The organism is Pedobacter sp. B4-66, from assembly GCF_018492665.1.
Classification (GTDB): Bacteria; Bacteroidota; Bacteroidia; order Sphingobacteriales; family Sphingobacteriaceae; genus Pedobacter.
This window is the reverse complement of the sequence record NZ_JAFVME010000012.1, coordinates 266,100-292,015: the sequence shown is the minus strand read 5'-3', so window position 1 is coordinate 292,015 and position 25,916 is coordinate 266,100. Positions and strand designations below refer to the sequence as shown.

Annotated in this window: 8 protein-coding genes; 2 read left to right on the top strand and 6 right to left on the bottom strand. The window is 38.3% G+C overall.

Annotated features, from left to right (window positions below; all coding sequences use genetic code 11):
- Positions 1-14,843: Ig-like domain-containing protein (locus tag J1905_RS20010; protein ID WP_214228989.1), on the bottom strand; the 14,843-nt coding region annotated here is incomplete at its 3' end.
- Between the two features lie 298 nt (positions 14,844-15,141).
- Between J1905_RS20010 and J1905_RS20005 the strand changes: the two genes are divergently transcribed.
- A complete protein-coding gene (locus J1905_RS20005) occupies positions 15,142-17,673 on the top strand; it encodes an NACHT domain-containing protein (protein ID WP_214228988.1) in 2,532 nt (843 codons plus the stop codon).
- Positions 17,674-17,695: 22 nt separating this feature from the next.
- Here J1905_RS20005 and J1905_RS20000 read toward each other — a convergent pair whose 3' ends face one another.
- From J1905_RS20000 to J1905_RS19990, 3 genes are all read right to left on the bottom strand, one after another.
- A complete protein-coding gene (locus tag J1905_RS20000) occupies positions 17,696-19,291 on the bottom strand; it encodes a S8 family peptidase (protein ID WP_214228987.1) in 1,596 nt (531 codons plus the stop codon).
- A gap of 192 nt (positions 19,292-19,483) precedes the next feature.
- Entirely contained in the window at positions 19,484-19,921 is a 438-nt protein-coding gene (locus J1905_RS19995) for an RrF2 family transcriptional regulator (RefSeq protein WP_048903680.1), read from the bottom strand.
- 302 nt (positions 19,922-20,223) lie between these two features.
- Positions 20,224-20,730: a GbsR/MarR family transcriptional regulator gene (locus J1905_RS19990; RefSeq protein ID WP_214228986.1), complete on the bottom strand. Its 507-nt coding sequence runs from the start codon at positions 20,728-20,730 to the stop codon at positions 20,224-20,226.
- Positions 20,731-20,942: 212 nt separating this feature from the next.
- Here J1905_RS19990 and J1905_RS19985 point away from each other — a divergent pair, with 212 nt between their 5' ends.
- On the top strand, positions 20,943-22,271 hold the full coding sequence (locus J1905_RS19985) for a sigma-54-dependent transcriptional regulator (protein ID WP_214228985.1): 1,329 nt from the start codon (positions 20,943-20,945) through the stop codon (positions 22,269-22,271).
- On the opposite strand, the gene J1905_RS19980 is transcribed toward J1905_RS19985, so the two are convergent.
- Complete coding sequence (locus J1905_RS19980; RefSeq protein ID WP_250318150.1) at positions 22,256-24,736, bottom strand: hybrid sensor histidine kinase/response regulator; 2,481 nt, start codon at positions 24,734-24,736, stop codon at positions 22,256-22,258. The two genes, J1905_RS19985 and J1905_RS19980, sit on opposite strands and share 16 nt — an antisense overlap.
- A gap of 142 nt (positions 24,737-24,878) precedes the next feature.
- Entirely contained in the window at positions 24,879-25,856 is a 978-nt protein-coding gene (locus J1905_RS19975) for a GlxA family transcriptional regulator (protein WP_214228983.1), read from the bottom strand.
- Positions 25,857-25,916 lie beyond the last annotated feature (60 nt).

Sequence of the window (25,916 nt, the reverse complement as noted above, 5' to 3'; positions counted from 1 at the left end):
GGTGGATTAACAACTACTGTTACTGTTTTAGCAGTAGCAGCTGTGTTTTCACACTTATTATCTCCTCTAACAGTTACATAGTATGTTTTGGTTGCAGTTAATACCGGAGTTTCAAATGATGAACCTGTGAAAACAACGGTAGTTAAAGCAGCGTCACTATACCAAGTAAACACTGGGTTTGTTATTGTTGTGCTTGAGGCTACTAATGTAGCTTTTGTACCTGCACAGAATGGCGCATCGTTACCCGCTACATTTATATCTGCAGCTGTTGCCGGTGGATTAACTGTTACAGTAACCACTTTTGCATCAGCAGCAAGAGTTTCGCATCTGTTGTCTCCCCTTACTGTTACATAATATGTAGTAGTTGCGGTAAGTACTGGAGTTTTGAAAATTGAACCTGTAAATACAACATCAGTTAATGCTGCGTCACTGTACCATGTAAATTTAGGATTGGTTACTGTGGTACTAGTTGCAGTTAAGGTTGCTGTTGCACCTGCACATAACGGAGCAGAGTTACCTGTTACACTTAGATCTGCAACTGTTGCCGGTGGATTAATTGTTACGGTAACCACTTTCGCATTAGCAGCAAGGTTCTCACATTTGTTATCCCCTCTAACTGTCACATAGTAAGTAGTTGTTGCAGTAAGTACTGGTGTAACAAATTTAGCTCCTGTAAATACAGCGTTTGTTAATGCTGCATCACTGTACCATGTAAATACCGGATTAGTTACTGTAGTGCTTGAAGCATCTAAAGTAGCTGTTGTTCCTGCACACAATGGAGAATCTGCACCTTTCACAATAATATCTGCAGCAGTTGCTGGTGGATTAACTTTTAGCGTGATGATTTTCGCATCTCCTGTTGCATTTTCACATTTATTAGAACCACGAACAGTTACATAATAAGTAGTAGTTGCAGTAAGTACTGGTGTATCAAATACTGGCCCGGTGAAGACAACGGTTGTTAAAGCTGCATCACTGTACCAGGTGAATACTGGATTTGTTACTGTAGTACTTGTTGCTGTTAACTTCGCTGAAGTTCCAGAACATAATGGATCAGCTGCACCATCAACATTAATGTCAGCGGCTGTCGCTGGTGGATTAACAACTACTGTTACTGTTTTAGCAGTAGCAGCTGTGTTTTCACACTTATTATCTCCTCTAACAGTTACATAGTATGTTTTGGTTGCAGTTAATACCGGAGTTTCAAATGATGAACCTGTGAAAACAACGGTAGTTAAAGCAGCGTCACTATACCAAGTAAACACTGGGTTTGTTATTGTTGTGCTTGAGGCTACTAATGTAGCTTTTGTACCTGCACAGAATGGCGCATCGTTACCCGCTACATTTATATCTGCAGCTGTTGCCGGTGGATTAACTGTTACAGTAACCACTTTTGCATCAGCAGCAAGAGTTTCACACTTATTACTTCCGCTTACTGTTACATAATAAGTGGTAGTTGCGGTAAGTACCGGTGTTTTGAAAATTGGACCTGAGAATGCGACAGTAGTTAAAGCTGCGTCACTGTACCAGGTAAATTTAGGACTGGTTACTGTGGTACTAGTTGCAGTTAAGGTTGCTGTTGCACCTGCACATAATGGAGCAGAATTACCAGTTACACTTAGATCTGCAGCTGTTGCCGGTGGATTAACTGTTAGGGTAACCACTTTTGCATTAGCAGCTAGATTTTCACACTTATTGCTTCCTCTTACCGTCACATAGTATTTAGTTGTTGCAGTAAGAACTGGTGTAACAAATTTAGCTCCTGTAAATACAGCATTTGTTAATGCGGCATCACTGTACCATGTAAATACCGGATTAGTTACTGTAGTGCTTGAAGCATCTAAAGTAGCTGTTGTTCCTGCACAGAATGGTGAATCTGCACCTTTAACAATAATATCTGCAGCAGTTGCTGGTGGATTAACTGTTAGGGTTATGATTTTTGCGTCCCCTGCTGCATTTTCACATTTATTAGAACCGCGAACAGTTACATAATAAGTAGTGGTTGCAGTAAGTGCAGGTGTATTAAATACTGGTCCTGTGAAGACAGCCGTTGTTAAAGCTGCATCACTATACCAGGTAAATACAGGATTGGTAACTGTAGTGCTGGTAGCAACTAATCTAGCTATGTTTCCAGAACAGAATGGTGCATCGGCACCTGCTACATTGATATCAGTAGCCAATGCTGGTGGATTAACTGTTACAGTTACCGTTTTGGCAGTAGCTGAAGTGTTTTCACACCTATTAGATCCTTTAACTGTTACATAGTAAGTAGTAGTGGCTGTAAGTACTGGTGTTTCAAAAGTTACACCGGTAAATACAAGTTTAGTTAATGCAGCATCACTATACCAATTGAATATCGGAGCTGTTACTGTAGTAGTAGTAGCTACTAACTTCGCTTTTGTACCAGCGCAGTATGGTGCATCAGCACCTGCTACGTTAATATCGGCAGCGGTTGCTGGTGGATTAACTGTTACAGTTACTGTTTTAGCAGTAGCTGCTGTATTTTCACATTTATTGCTTCCCCTTACTGTTACATAGTAAGTTTTTGTTGCAGTAAGTACCGGTGTTATGAAAGTTGCACCGGTGAATACAACATCAGTTAAGGCAGCATCACTATACCATGTAAACACAGGTGATAGTACTGTTGCACTTGTAGCGGATAGTGTTGCTTTTGCTCCAGCACAGAATGGTGCTTGATTACCAGTTACACTGATATCAGATGCAATTGCTGGTGGGTTTACAATTAGGGTTACTATTTCTGCATTTGAAGCCAGGTTCTCACATTTGTTAGATCCACTAACAGTCACATAATATGTAGTTGTTGCTGCAAGTGAGGCGATAACAAATTTATCTCCTGTAAATACAAGTTTAGTTAATGCTGCATCGCTGTACCAGTTAAATATCGGGTTAGTAACCGTAGTAGTGGTAGCCGTAAGTTCAACTTTAGCGCCTGCACAGAATGGAGCACTTCCTCCCGTTACGTCAAGATCCGCTGCTGTTGCCGGAGGGTTTACTGTAAGAGTAACCACTTTCGCATCTGCAGGTGTATTTGCACATTTATTAGATCCGGTTACTGACACATAATAAGTTGTTGTAGCTGTAAGAAGCGGAGTATTAAATATCGGTCCTGTAAATACAACATCTGTTAATGCCGCATCACTGTACCATGTGAATACCGGATTAGTTACTGTTGTACTAGTTGCTGTTAACTTAGCAGAAGTTCCTGCGCAGAATGGCGCATTTGCTCCGGCAACATTTATATCAGCAGCTACCGCAGAAGGATTTATTGTTAATGTAATTTTTGTACGTGGAGTTGTATTCACGCAAGAGTTTCCATTAACTGCCTCTACGTAGAAATCATGAGCACCTACTGCAAGATTTGCAGGTGTGATATAAGTATTGGTATTGCTTGTTAACAGATTTCCACCTGTAGCAGCACTGTACCAGTTGAAAGTAACACCTGCTACCGGATTCACAGCTAATGTTGCCGAGGTATTAGGACAAGTAGTAGCTGGATTTCCAGTCGCTGCTACCGGAGCATCTGGAGCCGCAAGAATTGTTACTGTTATTTTTGTTTTAGCACTTAAGCAATCTATTGCATCATTAACAGCTGCTACATAGAAATCATAAGTTCCAGCAGCAAGAGTTGGGTCAGTTGCAAGACTTACACCATCTTTTCCAGTTAAGTAAGTAATGGTTTGTCCGTTGCGCATGAACCATTTGTAAGTAAGACCAGTTACCGGGTTCTTAACAAACAGGTTTGCTGAAGTACCTGTACAAGCAGTAGCTGTAGCACTCTGTACTGATGGTGCTACCAGGATACGTTGAGCATAGTTAAAGTCAAGTGTGGTTAACACAGCTGCTAAACCAGATCTTAATCTTAACTCTACTCCATCAAATTGTTTTTGTGGAACATAAGTAATGATTGCTTCACTATTACCACTAAGGATTTGTACATCTACAATTGGATTGCTAATAACCAGCATATCGTTATTGCTTGCGCCGTTATTTAAAGTAGTTACCTCAATAGATGACAAAACACCTAATGAAAGCAATTTACCTGGTGAAGTAATACGTAATCTAAGGGTATCACCTACACTGCTAAGACCACCAGTGAAGCCTACTTGTTGATAAACCGAAGCACCTAAGGCACCTACCGGCATAACAAATGAAGATCCACTTTCTGAATTGTTGTCTACTGCAAATCCAGGGTTGAACACAGCTGACAGAACAGCTAAACCATCAACACCATCTTTGATAGCTACTGTTGCGGCCTGACATGGAATTGCACCTGGAATCGGTTTTGGAAGAATTGTAACATCAACACTTGCAGCGGCAGAGGCAGGACATGCTCCCACTCCTGTTGTTTCTACTGTAACGTAGAATGTTTTTATAATTGGCGCATTGGTTGTATTATCTAAAGCACCTGTTGTATACTGTGCACCAGTATGAACTAATGTTGCTAAGGTTGCATCACTATACCATTTAAATACTGCACCGGCAGTACTTGAAGTAGCGACAAGCACAGCAGGAGAACCTGAACTAATGGTTACATTGGCTGGAGTAATTACCGGTGGATTTAAAGTACCTATCTTAATAGTAGCTGTTGCTTTTCCTGAAGTACCACATGAAGTTGTTGCCTCTACTGAGTAAGTAGTTTGGGCTGCTCCTACTGTAGTAGTAAAGGTTACACCATCTTTTAATGGGATATAAGTACCAGTACCATCATACCATTTATAAGTTACGCCAACAAGTGGGTTACTTACCTCAATGGTAACCTGATTTCCAACACAACTGTTAATAGTTGCATTAACTAATATTGGTGTTGTTGGAGCAGGGGTAACAATTACATTCACAGATGTTCTGTAGCTAGTACATCCTGAAGCAGTAACTGCTTCTACATAGAATTTAGTGTTAGCTGATAAAGCTGGTGTTGTAAAGGTAGCACCGTCTTTTCCAGTTTGATATGCACCAGCCTCATTGTACCATTTATATGTAATACCTGGTAGAGGAGTTTGAACTGCTAAAGTAGCTGTTTGGTTTGCACAGATTGTTACATTTTGCGCAGTAACAACTGGAGCTACCACTACACGTTGTGCATACTTGAAATCTACAGTAGACAATACTCCTGCAAGACCAGAATTTAAACGAACTTCAATTTTATTGAATCTTTTTGTCGGCACAAAAGTCACTAAAGCCTCAGTGTTACCACTTAACAATTCAATACGTACAAGTTGATCGTTTAATGGAACACCATCACTATTACTTGAGTTGCCATTATAAGTGCCTATCATAATGTTTGATAGTAAACCTACTGAAAGCAGTTTTCCTGGGGCACTTATTGATACACGAACAGTATCACCTACGTTTGAAAGCGTGTTAAAGCCTACTCTTTGATATACAGATGCACCAAGTAAGCCAACTGGCATTACCAATGATGATCCGGTTTTAGAATCGTTATCGATTGCTAAAAGTGGGTTGAATACTCCTGCAAGAAGAGCAACACCATCAACACCATTTTCTTGAGTTGTTGGAGCTTCACAAGCAATTGGATTTGGTCCACCACCATTTACTGTAATAGTTACCTGTGCACGAGCCGAAGAAGTACATCCAGAAGCATTTTTTGCTTCAAGGAAATAGGTAGTTGTTACCGTAAGTGGAGAAGTAACATAAGTTGGTCCAGTATATACTGGCGTAGTAGAATTAGCTGAAGTATACCAGTTGAAAGTAACATTTGCATCTGTTGATGTTCCTGTTAATACAACTGTTTGACCTACATTCACTGCTGTTGCAGATGCCGAGATTTGTGGCAATACAGGAAGTGGATTTACTGTAACTGGCACCGCTACACGCGTTGCACTTACACAAGTTCCATTTGCTGCTTCTACATAATAAGTAATACCTGAAGTTAATACAGGGGTAGTAAATGTTGATCCGGTAAATATAGCAGTACCACCGGTTGCAGTTGTGTACCAATTGTAATCAGTACCCGCTACTGGAGCAGTTACTGAAATCACAGCAGTAGAACCTGAACAAACAGGAGCTACGGCAGCAACAGTTGGAAGACCTGGTGCTGTAGTTACTTTAACAGTAACCGGAACACGAGTAACATTAGCACAACTACCTTTACTTACTTCTATATAATAAGTTGTTGTTGCGGTTAATACTGGTGTAGTGAAGTTCTCACCTGTATGTAATAATGTTCCATTGGTAGCAGCGCTATACCATCTTAAAGTTGTACCACCGTTTGCAGCAGCAGAAAGTACAGTTGCGCTTCCAGAACAGATCGTTTGACCTGCGGCTGAAACAGTTGGATTAGGGTAAACAATTGTAGCACCGTAGATATTAAGGTTTACTAAAACGTTAGCTAGACCTTCAGCTCTTACTTCTACCCTGTCATAAACGCCACCTGCCGGTAAAGTTGCAGTAAAGCGTTTACCGCTTAATAATGTTAAATTAAGTAATGACGACTGAAGGTTATAAGTTTTAACCACAGATGATCCGTTCATTACTGTTACTTTGATGCCACCCAATAGAGTTACATCAGCAAGACCACCCGGAGTTTCAAGATCCAGACGGATGCTATCAGTAGCCACACCCGGGCTACCAAAAATTAGACGTTGATATCCTGAACCACCAACTCCTACAGGTAGAGAGATTGTGGTGAAGTTTGTAAAGTTGTTATCAATTGAATTACCAGCATTCTGAATTGTACATAATACGCAAATGCCTTCAATTCCACTTTGCTGACTATTTGCAGCATTACAATTAGGGTTAACTGGTCCGCCCAATACCGTTACAGTAACAGGAACTCTAGTTGCACTTACACAACCTGAAGCATTAGATGTTTCCACATAGTAAGTAGTGGTAGCAGATAACGGTGCAGTTGTATATGATGTACCCTGAGCCAATGCTACTCCACCTGTAGGTGCACTATACCATTTGATAGTTATACCTGCTGGAGCAGTTGCGGCTAATGTTGCAGTTTGTCCTGCGCTAATGGTTGAATTATTAGTTGTAACCGTCGCAAGAGCTGGCAAAGTATTTACCGTTACTGCAACCGCAGTACGTGTTACACTTGTACAGTTACCCGCTGATGCTTCTACATAATAAGTAGTTGAAGCTGTTAATACAGGAGTAGTAAAGCTTGAGCCTGTGAATAATGATGCTCCACCATTCACAGCTGCATACCATTTATATGTTATACCGTTTACTGGTGCAGTAATTGCAAGTATTGCCGCTGATCCTGAACAAATCGGAGCAACCGTAGCTACTGTAGGATTTGATGGAGTAGTGGTCACTGTTACAGTTACCGGGATACGTTCAACATTTGCACAACCATCTTTACTCACTTCAATATAATAAGTAGTGGTAGCTGTTAGTGCCGGAGTTGTGAAAGTATTTCCTGTAGCTAAAACTGTTCCGCTAGTCGCAGAAGCATACCATTTTAAAGTAGTACCTCCATTAGCAGTAGCAGTTAAAGTAGTAGTGCTACCTGAACAGATTGTTTGACCTGTGGCAGCTACAGTTGGATTTGGATAAATGATAGTTGCACCATAAACATTATAAGTAGTTAATGCTGTGATTAAAGCTCCGAAACGGATCTCGACACGGTCGTAAACACCACCTGCCGGAACTGTTACGTTAACTCTACTTCCACTTAACAATACAAGGTTTAAAAGTGATGAGTTTAGTGGATAAGTGCTCACAACAGTGGTACCATTAAATACAGTAACCGTAGTACCTGCCAATACGCCTACATCTGCCAAACCTGTTGGAATACCAAGGTCTAAACGGATACTATCTGTTGCAGATCCAGTTTTACCAAAGATCAATTTCTGGTAACCTTGAGCACCTACTCCAACAGCTAAGTGAATACCAGTAAAGTTATTTGCGTTTGCATCTGTAGAAGCTCCTGCGTCAGAGATTCCGCACAATAAACAAAGTCCGTCTATTCCACTTTGCTGAGTTGTTGCAGCGTTACAATTTGGATTTACAGGTCCGCTTGTTACTGTTACAGTAACTGGAACTCTGCTTGTGCTTGCACATCCCTGTGCACTTTCTGTTCCTACATAATAAGTAGTGGTAGCTGTTAATACAGGAGTAGTAAAGTTTGCTCCTGTTGCAAGTGCTGCCCCACCTGTTGCAGCTGCATACCATTTGATCGTACTACCAGCTTCAGTTGTGCTTGCACGAAGTGTTGCTGTTTGTCCTGAACTGATATTTTCATTGGCAGTCAGGATTGAAGCTAAAGCCGGAGCAGGATTAATAGTTACAGTAACTGCTGTACGGCTGCTTACTGCTGTTCCTGAAACTGCTTCTACATAATAAGTAGTAGTGGCGGTTAATGCCGGAGTAGTGAAACTTGAACCCGAAGCAATTGAAGTGTTTCCAGTTGCTGCATACCAGTTATAAGTTACACCCGGCAAGGTGTTACTTACCGTTAAGGTTCCAGTTGTTCCATTACAAGTAGTAACACCTGCAACTACGGGCTGACCTACATTTACCAATAAGGCATAATCGGTGCTGGTTGAAATACCGGCATTGTCGGTAGCTGTTAATTTTATAGTAAAGCTTCCACCTAATGTTGGGGTACCACTGATTTTACGAGTTATTGGATCAAAAGTCAATCCTGCTGGAACACCTGTTGCTGCATAAGTGTATGGTGATGTACCACCGCTTACTGCAGGTAAGGTTTGTTCCGGATAAGCTGTCCCCACCAATCCGTTTGGTAAAGTTGCACCTGGAAGTACCAATATCCCGTTTACTTTAATTGAATAAGTCTGGGTTACTGTTCTGCCCGCAGCATCTTTAGCAGTTACACTTACACTACTTGTTCCTGAAGCTGTCGGAGTGCCTTTGATTTCGCGGGTAGCGATATCAAAAGTCAATCCTGCAGGCAGGTTAGTTGCAGTATAAGTATAAGGACCTGTTCCGCCTGTTGCAGCAGGAATAGTCTGTGTTGCATAAACAACACCCACGTTACCATCAGCAAGTACTTTTGGTGCCAGTGCTAATGGATCAACTACTTTAATCGTATAGTTAGTTGTTACTTTTTTACCATCTGCATCAGTTACTGTTACCGGAATAGTAAAGGTTCCTGAAGCGGTAGGCGTACCTTTGATCTGACGGGTCGTCGGATCAAAGGTTAATCCTGCCGGAACACCCGTTGCAGCATAGGTATAAGGACCTTGACCACCGGTAGCAGATGGAATAATTTGTGTTGGATATAATGTACCTACTGTACCATCAGCCAAAACAGCTGTCGGTAATAACAGTGGATCCCTTACAATAATGGTGTAATCATTTGTTACTGTATTTCCGTTCGCATCAGTTACTTTAACCGGAACAGTGAACGTTCCTGCTTGAGTAGGTGTACCTGAAATAACACGCGTTCCAGGAGTAAAGGTTAATCCCGGGGGAAGGTTAGTAGCTACATAAACATATGGACCTGTACCACCTGTTGCAGCAGGAAGAGTTTGCGGAGGATAAGCTGTACCAACCGTTCCGTTTGGAAGTATTGCATCTGCCAATGCTAAAGCAGCAGTTACTTTTAAAGCATAAGCAGCAGTTGCATTACAGCCTTTGCTATCAGTAGCGATAATAGAGAAAGTGAAATCACCTAAAGCTGTTGGTGTTCCGCTGATTGCTCCTGTTGCTGATAAACTCAGACCTGCTGGAAGTGTACTGCCAGAAGCAACTGTATAAGTAAATGCTGGAGTACCTCCTGTTGCTGCAGTAATCTGTTTTGAATAAGCTGAATTTACAGTTGCATTAGCTAATGTAGTTGTTGCAAAAGTAATGGCTGGATTTACAGTAACCAATACAGGAACACGTTGTACATTTGCACAGCTTCCTTTAGCGACTTCGATATAATAAGTAGTATTGGCAGTTAACGCCGGAGTTGTAAAAGTATTTCCTGTAGCCAAAGCTGTACCACTGGTCGCAGAAGCATACCATCTCAAGGTAGTACCACCATTAGCAGTAGCAGTTAAAGTAGTGGTGCTACCTGAACAGATTGCCTGACCAGTTGCAGCTACAGTTGGATTTGGATAAATAACGGTTGCACCATAAACGTTATAGGTAGTTAATGCTGTCACGACTCCACCGAAACGAATTTCAACACGGTCGTAAACGCCACCCGCAGGAACGGTTACATTAACTCTGCTTCCAGTTAACAATACAAGGTTTAAAAGTGATGAGTTTAATGGATAAGTACTCACTACATTAGTACCGTTAAATACTGTAACTGTAGTTGAACTTAATACCCCTACATCTGCCAGACCAGTTGGAATACCAAGATCTAAACGGATGCTATCTGCTGCTGATCCTTGATTAGCAAAAATTAAGCGTTGATATCCTGATGCACCTACTCCAACAGCCAAATTAATGCCTGTAAAGTTATTTGCGTTTGCATCTGTAGAAGCTCCTGCGTCAGAGATTCCGCACAATAAACAAAGTCCATCAATTCCACTTTGCTGAGTTGTTGCAGCATTACAGTTTGGATTTACAGGTCCGCTTGTTACTGTAACAGTAACCGGAACTCTGAGTGTGCTTGCACATCCCTGTGCACTTTCTGTTCCTACATAATAAGTAGTAGTAACTGTTAATACAGGAGTAGTAAAGTTTGTTCCTGTTGATACAGCTGCCCCACCTGTTGCAGCTGCATACCATTTAATCGTACTACCAGCTTCAGTTGTGCTTGCACGAAGTGTTGCTGTTTGTCCTGAGCTGATATTTTCATTGGCAGTCAGAATCGAAGCCAAGGCCGGAGCAGGATTAATAGTTACTGTAACTGCTGTACGGCTGCTTACTGCTGTTCCTGAAACTGCTTCTACATAATAAGTAGTAGTGGCGGTTAATGCCGGAGTAGTGAAGCTTGAACCCGAAGCAATTGAAGTGTTTCCAGTTGCTGCATACCAGTTATAAGTTACACCCGGCAAGGTGTTGCTTACCGTTAAGGTTCCAGCTGTTCCATGACAGGTAGTAACACCAGCAGCTACTGGCTGACCTACATTTACCAATAAGGCATAATCAGTGCTGGTTGAAATACCGGCATTGTCGGTAGCTGTTAATTTTATAGTAAAGCTCCCTCCTGTTGTTGGAGTACCACTGATTTTACGAGTTATTGGATCAAAAGTCAATCCTGCTGGAACACCTGTTACTGCATAAGTGTATGGTGATGTACCACCGCTTACTGCAGGTAAGGTTTGTTCCGGATAAGCTGTCCCCACCAATCCGTTTGGTAAAGTTGCACCCGGAAGTACCAATATCCCGTTTACCTTAATTGAATAAGTCTGGGTTACTGTTTTTCCAGTAGCATCTTTAGCGGTTACACTTACATTTTTCATTCCTGATGCAGTAGGTGTTCCTTTGATTTCGCGGGTAGCGATATCAAAAGTCAATCCTGCAGGTAGGTTAGTTGCAGTATAAGTATAAGGTCCTGTTCCGCCTGTTGCAGCAGGAATAGTTTGGGTAGCATAAACAACACCCACGTTACCATCAGCAAGTACTTTTGGTGCCAGTGCTAATGGATCAACTACTTTAATCGTATAGTTAGTTGTTTTAGTTTTGCCATCTGCATCAGTTACTGTTACCGGAATAGTAAAAGTTCCTGAAGTAGTTGGAGTTCCATCAATTTTATTTGTAGCCGGATCAAAGGTCAATCCTGCAGGCAGACCTGTTGCCGCATAGGTATAAGGATCTTGACCACCGGTAGCAGATGGAATAATCTGTGTTGGATATAATGTACCTACTGTACCATCAGCCAAAACAGCTGTCGGTAATACCAGTGGATCTCTTACAATAATAGTGTAATCTTTTGTTACGGTATTTCCATTGGCATCGGTTACTTTAACCGGAACAGTGAACGTTCCTGCTTGAGTAGGTGTACCTGAAATAACACGCGTTCCTGGAGTAAAGGTTAATCCCGGCGGCAGATTAATAGCCGTATAAACATAAGGACCTGTACCGCCTGTTGCAGCAGGAATAGTTTGCGGAGGATAAGCTGTACCAACCGTTCCGTTTGGAAGTATTGCATCTGCCAATGCTAAAGCAGCCGTTACTTTTAAAGCATAAGCAGCAGTTGCATTACAGCCTTTGCTATCAGTAGCGATAATAGAGAAAGTGAAATCACCGATAGCTGTTGGTGTTCCGCTGATCACTCCTGTTGCCGATAAACTTAGACCTGCCGGAAGTGTACTACCTGAAGCAAGTGCATAAGTAAACGCTGGAGTACCTCCTGTTGCTGCAGTAATCTGTTTTGAATAAACTGAATTTACAGTTGCATTAGCTAATGTAGTTGTTGCAAAAGTGACAGCAGGGTTAACAGTAACCAATACAGGAACACGTTGTGCATTTGCACAAGTTCCTTTAGCGACTTCTATATAATAGGTAGTGCTGGCAGTTAATGCTGGAGTTGTAAAAGTATTTCCTGTAGCCAAAGCTGTACCACTAGTCGCAGTAGCATACCATTTCAAAGTAGTACCTCCATTAGCAGTAGCAGTTAAAGTAGTGGTACTACCTGAACAAATTGCCTGACCAGTTGCAGCTACAGTTGGATTTGGATAAATGATGGTTGCACCGTAAACATTATAAGTAGTTAACGCAGTCAGCACACCACCGAAACGAATCTCGACACGGTCGTAAACACCACCCGCAGGAACCGTTACGTTAACTCTGTTTCCACTTAACAACACCAAGTTTAAAAGTGATGAGTTTAATGGATAAGTGCTCACTACATCAGTACCATCAAAAACAGTAACGGTAGCTGAACTAAGCAACCCTACATCTGCCAGACCACCTGGAATACCAAGATCTAAACGGATGCTATCTGTAGCAACTCCTTTGTTCGCGAAAATTAAACGCTGATATCCTGTTGCACCTACGCCAACAGCCAGGTTAATACCTGTTGAATTGGTAAGATTTGCATCAGTGGAAGCTCCCGGATCGGAAATTCCGCACAATAAGCAAATTCCATCAATTCCACTTTGCTGAGTTGTTGCAGCATTACAAGCAAGTCCCGTAGTTACTGGTATTACTGTAACTGTAACAGGGACTCTTGATGAGCTTAGACATCCTGATCCATTTACTGTTTCAACATAATATATAGTGGTGGCTGTTAATACAGGAGTAGTATAGTTTGCTCCCGTTGCCAATGCTACACCACCTGAGGAAGCTGCATACCATTTAATGGTATTACCAGCATCAGCCGTAGCACGAAGTATAGTTGATTGACCTGAACTAATAACTTCATTATTTGTTGTTATAGTAGCTAAACTCGGTGCAGAATTTACAACGACATTTACCGCTACTCTCGCACTGGCACAATTACCCAATACCGATTCAACAAAATAAGTTTTATTAGCTGTTAGTATTGAAGTATTATAGGTAGTCCCTGTGAACAAAACTGCTCCGCCAGTGGAATTCTCATACCAACGATATGTTTGACCTGAAACCGGAGAAGTGACTTGCAAAGTAGCCGTTGTTCCATTACATATAGGCAAAGGCGCAACAACACTAGGCAGAACAGGATCATTTACATTAATTATTACTTCTGCAAGAGGTGAAGTATTACTACACCCTGTTCGTTTGGCTTCTACATAAAATTTATTAACCCCAGCTACCAAACTCGATGGAGTAAAGCTTGTACCATTAGTACCCGTACCACCAGAGGCTTGGGTATACCATGTATAAGTTGCTCCCAATTGGGGATTATTTATTTTTAGAACTACCGGCTCACCAAGACAAACTGTTGCTAGTTTTGAAATTGTACCATTAATTTCTGTTGTAGTAGGCATCACCCTACTAACTTCATGCAGGTTAATAGAAGACAAAACACTTAATACTCCTCCAATTCTAAGTTGAACCCTGTCGAACTGTGTTGTAGGAGCAAAAGTAATAACAGCCTTATTTCCTCCTGCACTAAGTAATCTCAAATTTAAAAGCCCCCCTGAACCACCTACTGTAGCACCAGGAACATTCCCATTAAAAGTTTGAATTTCAATAGAACTTAAAAGCTGAGCTTCGAGCAGTGCCGCTGGTGTTGATACAACCATACGAACAGAGTCACCAACAACAGATCCGCCTAAAAAAACTATGGTTTGTTGAGTATATCCAGCTAAACCAGCTGTAGCAGTTAAAACAGATGCGGTAGTCTCATTTCCATCAATAGCATTTCCAGGATTTACTACTGCTCCTAAAGCGACCACACTCCCACTAATACCATGAAGCTCTTCAACAGGAACATCACAAACATTAGAGGTGGCATCTTTCAAATAGTAAGCATGATAAACATTTATACTCGCAGCAGAGACTTTCAATAGACCACCACCTATGGTGACCCTTAAACGATCATAAGCTCCACCAGGCCCAGGGACAAAAACTTCTGATTGATTTCCGCTAGCTAATAGTTTTAATAAGCCTGAATTAATATCGATCTTAGAGCCTACCGGAGTTGCTCCGTTATAAGCTTGAACAACAATTTCTCCTAGAAGATCCACATCTAAAACCGAGCTTACTGAAACCTTAACAACAGAACCAGTACTACCACTAAGTTTAGCTCCAGGGAATACAAGTTCCTGATAAGCATTTCCACCAAGCAAACTTGTAGTAACGGAAATAGTGGATGCAGTATTAACATCTCCATCTACCGCGTTTCCTTGACCGGAAATACCGCAGATAAGACAAGTTATTGGGCTAGTTTTACTAACTTGTGTTGTAGCATAAACGCGCTCTTTAGCTTGAGCATACGATTTAGTATTTAATAACGTTATGGTTATAATACTTATAAGAACAAGAATAGACTTTTTAAGATTTCCTGGCAGGGTAGATGTCCATTTCATAGGAGAGGGATTGAGATTATCTAATTAACGTGGTACAATTTTAATCATAGATTAGATCGCAAGCCGCGTTCGAATTGTTCATTTAGACCATAAAAACCCTCATTAACCGTTCATTTTGTTCATTTTTGGATAAAAAATTCGACCCAACAATCAATACAAATCACAATTAACTGAAAAACAGCACATTAAGAAATTAATTCATTAACGTTCATTTTTTATCCACTCACGAAATATTCACTATTCCTACATAAAGCTTTATATTCGTTACGTTCAAGAATTTGACGCTCAATTACAATGTATGGATGAAACATTTATCTTAAACGAACTCAAAAGCTTAATTCTATCCAAAACAGGAATTCGAACCATTACACCTGCAGATTGCAAAAGAATTTCCATTGAGATCAGTAAGACATTGAACAAGAATGTTAGTGAAACAACGATCAAGAGATTATTTGGCTTCGCTATGGTTAAGCATAACTTCTCTAAGTTTACGTTAACCACATTATCAGAATATGTTAATGAAGAATATCCTGAAAACGGAAGTATTCAAGTAAACTTAAGCAAGCAAACTTCTCTTCGTAGTTGGAAAGAGATTCATGATAAAGCATCAAAAGTAACTGACTTTACACTCAAAAGTGTGAGGAATCGATCGGGCATGCCATATGATCTGACTATAGGCAGAAAATTTGCCGAACATGATTTTGAAGATTTCTTTAAGAATAATTATAGCTTCACCTGTTTCATTTCTCAGCCTGGCTATGGAAGAACTATTCTACTTAGTCATTTGGCAGAAAAATTTCTTAATAGTAATACACCAGAATATAAAGACTCTACGCTCCTATTCATAACAGCTTATAGTTTCTTCAATAAAGACAATTCAATACTAAATTTTGAGGATCAATTGAAGCTCCAATTAGGCATCCACCCTAAGGATAGTTTAATTAACTATATAAAGCAAAACTATAATGCATCAGGAGGTAAATTCATTATCTTTCTTGATGGTTTTTCGGAATTAATTGTAAAAGGTGATCTTAAAAAACAACTATTCGAAAGCATTATAAATTTCATATGTAATATTGAAGATACCGAATCTATTAAATTGGTAATGAGTATGAGATCCACAACCTGGATCAAATTTTATGACCGGATAAGACATTCCGCGTTCTTGAAAACTAAGTGGTTTCCTGGAAATTACTTTAATGCTAATGACGTATCCAATGTTCCTCCACTTACAGAAAAAGAAGTCGATTTAATTCTAACAAAAATCAATAAAATTGAGTCGAATACAATAAACACAAAACTTAAAGCTCAATTAAAATTCCCATTCCATATTCAGCTGTATTATCAGCTAAAAGAAGAAGACCCTCATTTCAATTATTCTACTAATATTACCTTCTATGAGCTAATATCTCGTTTCATTCAGGACAAGATATATAGATCTAATTATTACACTGAAAAGATCCTCTTCTTAAAGAAGATAATTCAGCTAACTAATTATGGAAAAAAGGGCAATTCAGTACCAAAAGACGATCTTATTAGTGAACTATTGGCATTTAAAAATGCATATATGGAGCTTCTATCTGAAGGAATACTTATGGAAGAGAAAAGCCAGCAGGAATTTCACCCTCGTGAGTTTGTTCGTTTCATTCACCCCCATATTTTTGAATATTTCTTGTTCATTGAGCTTTTAGAAAAATTCCATCTAAAGGTAGACAGCTCTTTCTTTGATTATATCAAAGAAGAATACAAGAACACTAATGCCAAATTTCAACTTTTACAGTGGACAATTAGGTTTATTATAAGAATTGGTGATTTTAAATCTTTAAATAACATATTCAATCTTGAACTAAATAATTACGAAAAAAATTACTTAATTCTATTCATAGCGGAGAATTTAGAATACCGCAATAAATACAGTCCTGAAACAATCAAATTATTGAGAGAGCATAAACTCCACGATGCCATAATTAAAGAATTGATTAATTTCGACTTCATAGATTCTTGTTATAAAGAAGCCATAACAGTACTTATTACAGTAACTGATACGAATGAAAATCTAATGATTTATCACTCGCTCTTAGCCTTTTTCGATATTTTAAGTCTAGATACAGCGCTAATTAAGGAAAGAATTGAAATACTAACTCAATTTAAAAGTACAAAATGGCTAGTAGCGCCAGATCAAATCATTTCATTAATTCATTCTAAAATCTTGAATATACATTCAGACGAGGAATTGATATTTAATGATATTGAGGCTTTAATATTGATGCAAGATCCTAATGATCTTACTCCTCAGCAGGCTGTTTCCTATTTTCTTATCATCATTTTAAATCAATTCTCAGAGGACAAAAAGAACACAATACATCTTATTAATTCAATTTCGGCTCATCATGTAAAAGCGCTTTCAAAACGAGCTCCTCTATCGGTTTTTTTAATGAGTATTTATGCACTTATCAGTTCTAAGACCGATCCAGATAAAAAAACAGAAAGACTAGAGAATATTCTTATTTCCTTTGCGGACAACAAATCAAGATTTAAAATCACAAAATATACTGAATCAATTATTAAACTAGTTCAAGCCTATCAATCAAAAAATAGAAAAGAATACACTATGGCTTATACCTATAGTAATGAGTGTCTTGATTTATTTAAGAGAAATCACCTAAACCTAGATTGTCTTGCCGTTTATAATTTAATCATAGAAATTTTTACTGCTATGAAAGATCCCATAAAAGTAAACGAGTTTAAATACGAACGTCTTTGTTTTATGGAAGATAATAATATATCCAATCGTTTATTTTCATTACCAAACGAAACAAAGAAATTTTAAGGGGCTCTTTTGCCCCTTAAAGCTATTTTTTATATTCTGATGCAATCTTTAATGCATTATAAGCATTAACTATACCTCCTGTAACACAAAGATCTGAAAAGGGAACTGCCTTAGTAGACTCTTCCTCTTTGATCATCACACTTTGATCTACTTTAACCACAGATTTCAAAATGATATCCTTAACTTCAATTGCAGTTAATTTAGGGTAATAGGAACGAATTAATGCAGCCAAACCTGCCACGACAGGTGAAGCCATACTAGTCCCATCTAATTTTTCATATTTAGATCCAGGAATTGTAGAGTTAATATTTACACCGGGAGCAAAAACATCTACAGTAGTTTTTCCATAATTAGAAAAGCTAGCTTTTACAGTTTCATCATTTGCCGGCCCAGAGGCTCCTACTGTGATCCATGAAGCAGCAACTCCCCCATCCTCATAGTTTGGACTTGGAAAATTTTTAGAGACTTCAAGATTCTCATTATCATTCCCTGCAGCATGTACAATTAAAACGTCTTTTGAAACCGCATATTTTACAGCCTCATCAACCACAGCTTTATCCCATGAATAAGATTTACCAAAACTCATATTAATAACCTTTGCACCGTTATCTGCAGCGTAACGGATTGAGTTAGCAACATCTTTATCTCTTTCATCTCCATTTGGGGTGCTGCGAACAGCCATAATTTCTACGTTATTCGCAATGCCATCAATCCCCATTCCATTATTTCTTACTGCCCCAATTATCCCTGCGACATGAGAGCCGTGCCTAGCATCCGGACCAGCAACATCATTATTTCCATAAAACCTTTCTTTGCTATTATTTGGATCATCTCCAACAATAGAACGAGGATCATAGTCAAGATTTAGATTATAATCAACCTGGGATTTGAAGTGCTCATAGCCATCCAATATTTGAGTTTTATAGAAGTCCTCAAAAGTTGTGTTTTTTATTTGTTGCAGTAATATCCTCTGAATATTTGTTTCAATATCAGAAGAAGGCTGAAATGCTTGAATATCATCTGACGAAGGATTATCTTTTCCAATTTTCTTTACTACATCATCAATCGCTGATTTGATTGCAGAATAATTTTCAAGTCCTGCTTTTGCTTCTGCCAGCTCCTTCTCAAGTTCAGCCTTATTTTTTTGATAAACCTCAAAAGCTACAAGGTCATTTGCAGGCACCGAAGATGTATCTAATTTATCAAATTTTGCATTATCTCGGCGTACTAATCTGGTCAACTCTAATGTTTCATAATTAACTGACCCTTTGCTAGACCCCAAGAAATTCCAGCCATTTATGTCATCGATATAACCGTTTTTATCATCATCCTTACCATTACCCGCTTTTTCTTTCTTGTTGATCCAGATTACAGATTTTAGATCTTCATGGTTAGTATCAACCCCTCCATCTAAAACAGCGACAATTACCTTAATGGATTTCTTACCTTTTAGTAGCTCATTATAGGCTCTTTCGGTACTGATTCCAAATGTAGAATCTGCTTTCAAATCCAGATTTTGCCAATTGTTTTTTTGAGCGAACGTCATAAATGGAATAACCATTAATAAAGAGATTCCAAGTATTCTACTAGAAAATTTACTCATGTTCTTTTCAATCATATATAAAGTTTTAAATCAAAGTTAATTAAATAAAAGTTCAAGGCGTTAATAACAAATGTGTGATTATCACCCTATACAACGAGAAAACCAGATATTCTATATCTGGTTTTCATAATAACAGCAAAATGTATTCCAATCTTCAAATAAGACTATACTTGAAGCACTCTTTCGTAAAACAGGGTTATCAGAGATTTAAGAAACGATGTTTTCATCAGTCTCTCGAGCTATTACATCGGCTATTGATGTTTGCGCCAATACGTTTAAAGTTGCATTTCTCACATCTATAAAAGTCTTTCTAATGCCACAGGTTACTTCATCATGGCATTCATCACATTTACGATAAAACTTTAAGCTAGCACAGGGTACCATTGCAATTGGCCCATCGGTAATACGCAGGATATCAGCAAGAAATATATCTTGTGGATCCTTATTTAAACTGTAACCACCTCCGGCCCCCTTTTTACTATAAAGGTATCCTGCATTACGCATATCTAACAGGATTTGTTCCAAAAACTTTCTGGGGATCATTTCCTGTTCAGCTAATCTCACTATTTGCATTGGGGGATTACCCGTGTTCTTACCAAGAGCAACCAGTGCTTTTATTGCATATTTCGTTTTCTTAGACAGCATATAACAAAGCTAAGAAAAGATATAAGTATAGTAAAGCTTCGTCAAAGATAATTTACCTAAATAGTTAACAAATTGTGTTTTTCCTTTATTATCTCAGCTTTTCGCCAAACATTATTTCAAGTTTACCCTACTGACTAGCTGTTACAAGCAAAATTCAGCATCCCACTTGAAAGAATAGAAAACTAACAGACTCCTCATATTCATTTCATATAATAAATCACAAATTTCATCATCCAAAAGCCTAATATTTAAAATTCGTATAATTAATTAAACTTCCAATACAGATTGAAAATTAAGAAACATTATTTAAATATCTTAAAAATTGAACTCCAAAACCAACTCTCTTCGGCCTTCAACATAGTCTCTAATGTTTTATTGACATTTTTTGCCAGTTTATTTATATCCTTTACTGAACTCCTGAATGTTTTATAGTTTCTGTCCTTATCATCCCCCTTCACTTCTGACAATTCGTTCAAGAGCTTTATTATCGGATCAAGCTCACGCTTCTTTCTTTCCTTAGCAACTTGCCTTGCAATATTCCAAGTGTCTTTATCTGCATAAAAATACTCCTTACGTTCACCAGATCTATGTTGTTTCTCAACAAGCCCCCACCCTATTAAATCTCGTAAATTCATATTAGCATTACCCCTTGAGATAGTTAACTCTTCCATAATCTCTTCAGTAGTCAATGCCTCAGGTGAAATAAGAAGCAAGGCATGGATCTGAGCCATCGTCCTATTAATACCCCATTCAGAGCCAAGCTTTCCCCAGGCTTCAATAAATTTCAATCTTCCTTCCGATAATTCCATAAACAAAAATAAAATTAATTATCAAAAGTTCAAAAATTACTGAAAGTTAAAATAATAATTAAAAGTAACCGTTTTACATTCGACGAGTACCAACCGTTAAATTTAACTTGAATTAGACATTATAAAAAGCCGTGTTTAAGAATTTGTATCGAATAAAAGCCAAATTCCGCTAGTCTTTTGTATTTTTGCTAATATTTACCTGCTTAATCCCTATGGCGAAAATACTAATTATTGAAGACGATTTAACTTTCTCTCAGATATTAGAGGGCTTTTTAAAAAAGCATGGACATGAGCCACTCGCTATAAATGAAGTAAAAAAAAGCTTTCAGATACTTGAGAAACAAACTTTCGATTTGCTTTTGGTGGACTATCGTTTACCCGATGGGAATGGTCTCGATATTTTGACACATCTTCGTGAAAAGGGGTCTTTACAACCAATCATCATCATGACAAGTTTTAATGATGTAAGAACGGCAGTAAAGTCTATTCAGTTAAGTGCATTCGATTACATTACAAAGCCTGTTAATCCTGACGAGTTGTTAATGATTATCAATAATGCTTTAGGTAAAAAGGAATCCGAAAGCACAATCGACTCTGTGGAACATGCGGATGCAATAAAAGGGAAAAGTGCAATTGCCGACAAGCTATATGAGCATATAAATCTTGTTGCGCCAACTGATATGTCCGTAATTATTCAGGGAGAAAGCGGAACCGGTAAAGAGTACGCAGCAAGGGCTTTGCATATGCAAAGTAAACGCAAAGACAAATCATTTATAGCAATAGATTGTGGTGCACTCTCTAAAGATCTCGCAGCCAGTGAGCTCTTTGGTCATGCGAAAGGGGCATTTACTGGAGCACTAAATGATAAAAAGGGACAATTTGAAATAGCTAATGGCGGAACCCTCTTTCTAGATGAAGTAGGAAATCTTAGTTATGAGGTTCAGGTAAAGCTGCTAAGAGCTCTTCAGGAGAGGACAATACAGCCTGTTGGAAGCACTAAAACGATCAAAGTTGATGTCCGTATAATTACCGCAACAAATGATGACCTAAAAGCGAGCGTTAGCAATGGAACATTTAGAGAAGATTTGTACCATCGTCTTAACGAATTTAAAATACATCTCCCAGCATTAAGAGACCGTGGAAAGGATCTCGAACTTTTCATTAATCACTTCATCAAGCTATCAAATACCGAACTGCAGCGGAATGTATTGAATATATCTAGCCCTGCCAAAGAACTTCTACTTCAATACGATTGGCCTGGAAATCTAAGAGAATTAAAAAATGTAATTAAGCGTATGGTGTTGCTAACACCTAACGAAACGGCCGAAGTAGATTCTTTACCTGAAGAAATGATTGTAGCTATTAATCAAGCACCCAAACCTAGCGGATCAGACCTTAAAGCAATTAATGAGGTGAATGAAAAAGCGCTTATCCTGGAAACATTGGTAAAAGTGAAATATAATAAATCAAAAGCCGCTAAATTACTTAACATAGATAGAAAAACTTTGTATAGCAAAATGGAACGCTATGAGATAGAATAGTCTGTTTTTTTCATTTCTTCTTCTACTTTTACCAAAAGCTCTTTTAATCCGCCAAGTAATGAGCCTATTTCAACCTTTAAATGGTCATTCAAAAGCACCGTGTCGTTTAATTTTAATTCACACTCCCTGTAAGCCGCAGCCAGACCTTTAGCGCCAATTTGAGCTATCCTACCTGCCAACCTATGCGTCAACAATCTTAAAACTGCTAAATCATTATCAGCAATCGCCAATTCAATTTCATGGCTGTCATTCAAACAGTCTTCCGAAAATCTTAGTAGAATTTTATTCAACTGTTCTTTATCATCATATGTCATCTTTCTTAAAGAGGAAAGGTCTAATTCAACATCTTGAAAAACTAGACTATCATTATTAGAAATTTCAAAAAAAGCAGCCAAAAGTTCTGCTTCTCTAAATGGTTTCATTATTATTCCGTCGAAACCATTTTCTAATAAAAACGTACGTTCGTCAGGCAAAACCTGAGCAGTAATCGCATAAATTCGTACATTATAACCTACCTTCTCTCGCAATAGTCGGCAAAGTTTTACCCCATCCATTTCAGGCATCCTCATATCCATCAGCACATAATTCACGGAACTATCCCAATCAGCATTTAACAACTTAGATGGAGAGTTAAAGCTTTTATAACTAATCGCGTTCTTTTTAAAAATGATCTCACATAAATCCAGTATTAGTTGATCATCGTCTACTATCCATACTTTATAACTTGACAATTGTTTATAACTTGACACCTGGGTATCAACGGTCTCTAGTTCTTTTGCAAATGCAAAGGTTAAATAAACCGTAAAAGCACTCCCCTCATTTACCTTACTTTTCACATAAATTCTTCCACCTTGATTCTCAATAAGCGACTTTACAATTGTCAGGCCCAACCCAGTCCCTGTACTGTTAACCGCATCATGCTCGATAGCATTAATCTGTTCAAATTCGTTAAAAATCAATTTACTCTCTTCTTCAGAAAGTCCAATACCTGTATCTTTTACAATAAAAGTAAAATGTATGTTTTCACCTTGCCTCTTATAAAATGCAGAAAGTATGATATCTCCTACCTGAGTAAATTTCACTGCATTGCCTAATAAATTATAGAGAATCTGCTTCAATCTAAATGGATCACCATAAATATATTTAAGCCCCTGCAGATCAAAATCAACAATCATTTTCAATGATTTGGCCTCAGCCTGTGGTCTCATCACAGAGATAACTTCATCTAAAAGCTGCTTTACATCAAATATTTTATAAGAGAAGGTAAACTTGCCAGATATGATCCTATTGTAATCCAGTACTTCATTAACAATTTGCAGCAGATGCTCAGATGAGTGATAAATAGCATCAATATCTTTAGCCTGTGAGTATTCTTGTTGCTTAATCAGTTCTGCATAACCAATTATAGATTGAAGAGGCGTCCTAATCTCGTGACTCATGTTCGAAAGAAAGCGCTGCTTTGCCATACCATGATACTCTGCCTCATCTTTTGCCAACTCAAGTTCATTCCTATATCTCCCACTTCTGGTAATATCTGTTAAAATAAGATATAGCAATACGCCCGTCAATACCAAAAAGACAAGCATAATTAATGAAATTGTATTGATTCCTGTATTTACAACCTTTTTTGCTTGAATCCCATTTACTTCTATCTGACTTACAACTTCACTTTCTACTTTCCTTAAGACATCTAACATTTGACTAACCAACAAACTATTGGCGTTAGCCAGAACTGCTTCTCTATTTAGAAAACTAGCATTTTTTTTCCTCTGATCGTTCTCGATAATTTTTAGAGATTTCTTTAGATCACTAGCCATTTTCTCCTCAGCCGACAGCGCAATAGTATCCCTTTTTACCTTTTCCTCACTTACAATTCGTATTGGATTATCATTTTCACTTTTCTTTTTCCCAAAAATCTTTCCAAAAAAGCTCCGCCGTCTATCTTCATCAGGATAGATCGTTGTTGTAGATGTTTTCTCCTCAGTAGCAAGAATAGTACTATCTGCTTGCTCGGCACTCTTAGAAACAATATCATTAATATTCTTAACCTGTTCAGAAAACGACCTATTATTTATCAGACGCTCCCTAACCTTTAAATAATCAACAAATTGCTTATCTCGCTCCCCTAGCAGCCTTTTTATAGTTGCAATTCTGGCTAGCTGAAGAGAGTCATTTGCATACAAAAAGCCTAAGCTATCCAAAACAGATCTTAGTTGTCGCGACTCTTTAAAAAGTTGTCGATAATTCCCAGGGTCATTAAAAGCCTGCTTCTTCTGCGACTGATCCAAGCTTCCAATCTTTCTTGAAATAACATTAACAATCCTCAATCGTTCGCTAGGAGCTGAAATATTTTCGACGGTATTTAGCATTTCTTTAAATGCTACTCTGCTAACTCCCCATGCCAAAAAAAGGGCAAAACACGCCAATAGCAAGGCTATAATAACCTTACCTTTTATTGATTTCATGAAACCTTTCTTGGAAATATTATTCATTTTAATAAAAGAGTACTTCTTTACCTAACGAATAATCAACAAGTATTGTTCCACTTAACCTAAATAAGCAATATTAATAACATCGAGACTTCACTATGATCATTAAAGATCCGGCTTACACGGTCAATTCCCGATTATACTTGCTACGATATTGAATAGGTGACAAACCTGTAATCCTTTTGAAAGTTGTGCGAAAAGCTTTATTATCAGTATACCCAACCTTATACATTACTTCATTAATGTTTTCGCGGGAAGATTCTAAACTAATTTTAGCAGCCTCCATCTTTACTCTTTGAATGTACTCTACTATGGTATTAGATGTTGCTTTTTTAAACCTACGCTCAAGATTCCTCCTTCCTATCGCCTGCATAGAAGCTAACTGATCGATAGTTATTTTCTCCTGAAAATTATTCTCAATAAACTCCTGAATTTTCTTTATTGATTCATCTTCATGCTCCTTTTGTCCCTGGAATATTGTGAATGACAATTGATTTTCCCGGTCAAGTTCTATGGCAAATACTTTTGCTGATAAAACAGCTATGTCCCTACCTGCATATTTTTCTATCAGATATAAGATTAGATTCAGATAAGAAAAAGCACCTCCACTCGAATAAATTCCGTTCTCATCAGTAATAATTTTCTCTGTAACCAAGCTTACATCAGGAAACATTCTTCTAAAGTCATTTTCAGCCAACCAATGAGTGGCACATTTTTTTCCTTTTAGCAGACCTGTTGAGGCCAACAAAAAAGCACCAAGACATAAACTTGCTATCTCAGCTCCCCCATTATACTGTTTTACAATCCATGGAACAAAATCCTTATTCTGTTCTATTGCTCCACTTATTTCTCCATCAATAGCTGGTATAATGATAAGGTCTGTTTTTTCTACATCCCCAATCAACAAGTCTGTATTTGCGGTAAACAACCCACCACTTATCGGCGTCTCCTTTGTTAAACCTATCAATTGAACTGAAAATAGAGGTGGTTGACCTTTTGCCTTAAAAAACTCATTCACCTGACTAAATAATTGTCGGGAACCTTCAAGACTCCCTAAAATAGCCCCTTTAGGAACCAGGATAGATATATGTTTCATAAATTAAAATTAACCATAAAAATCATTTAAAAAAATTCGTGAAAATCAGACAAATATGTA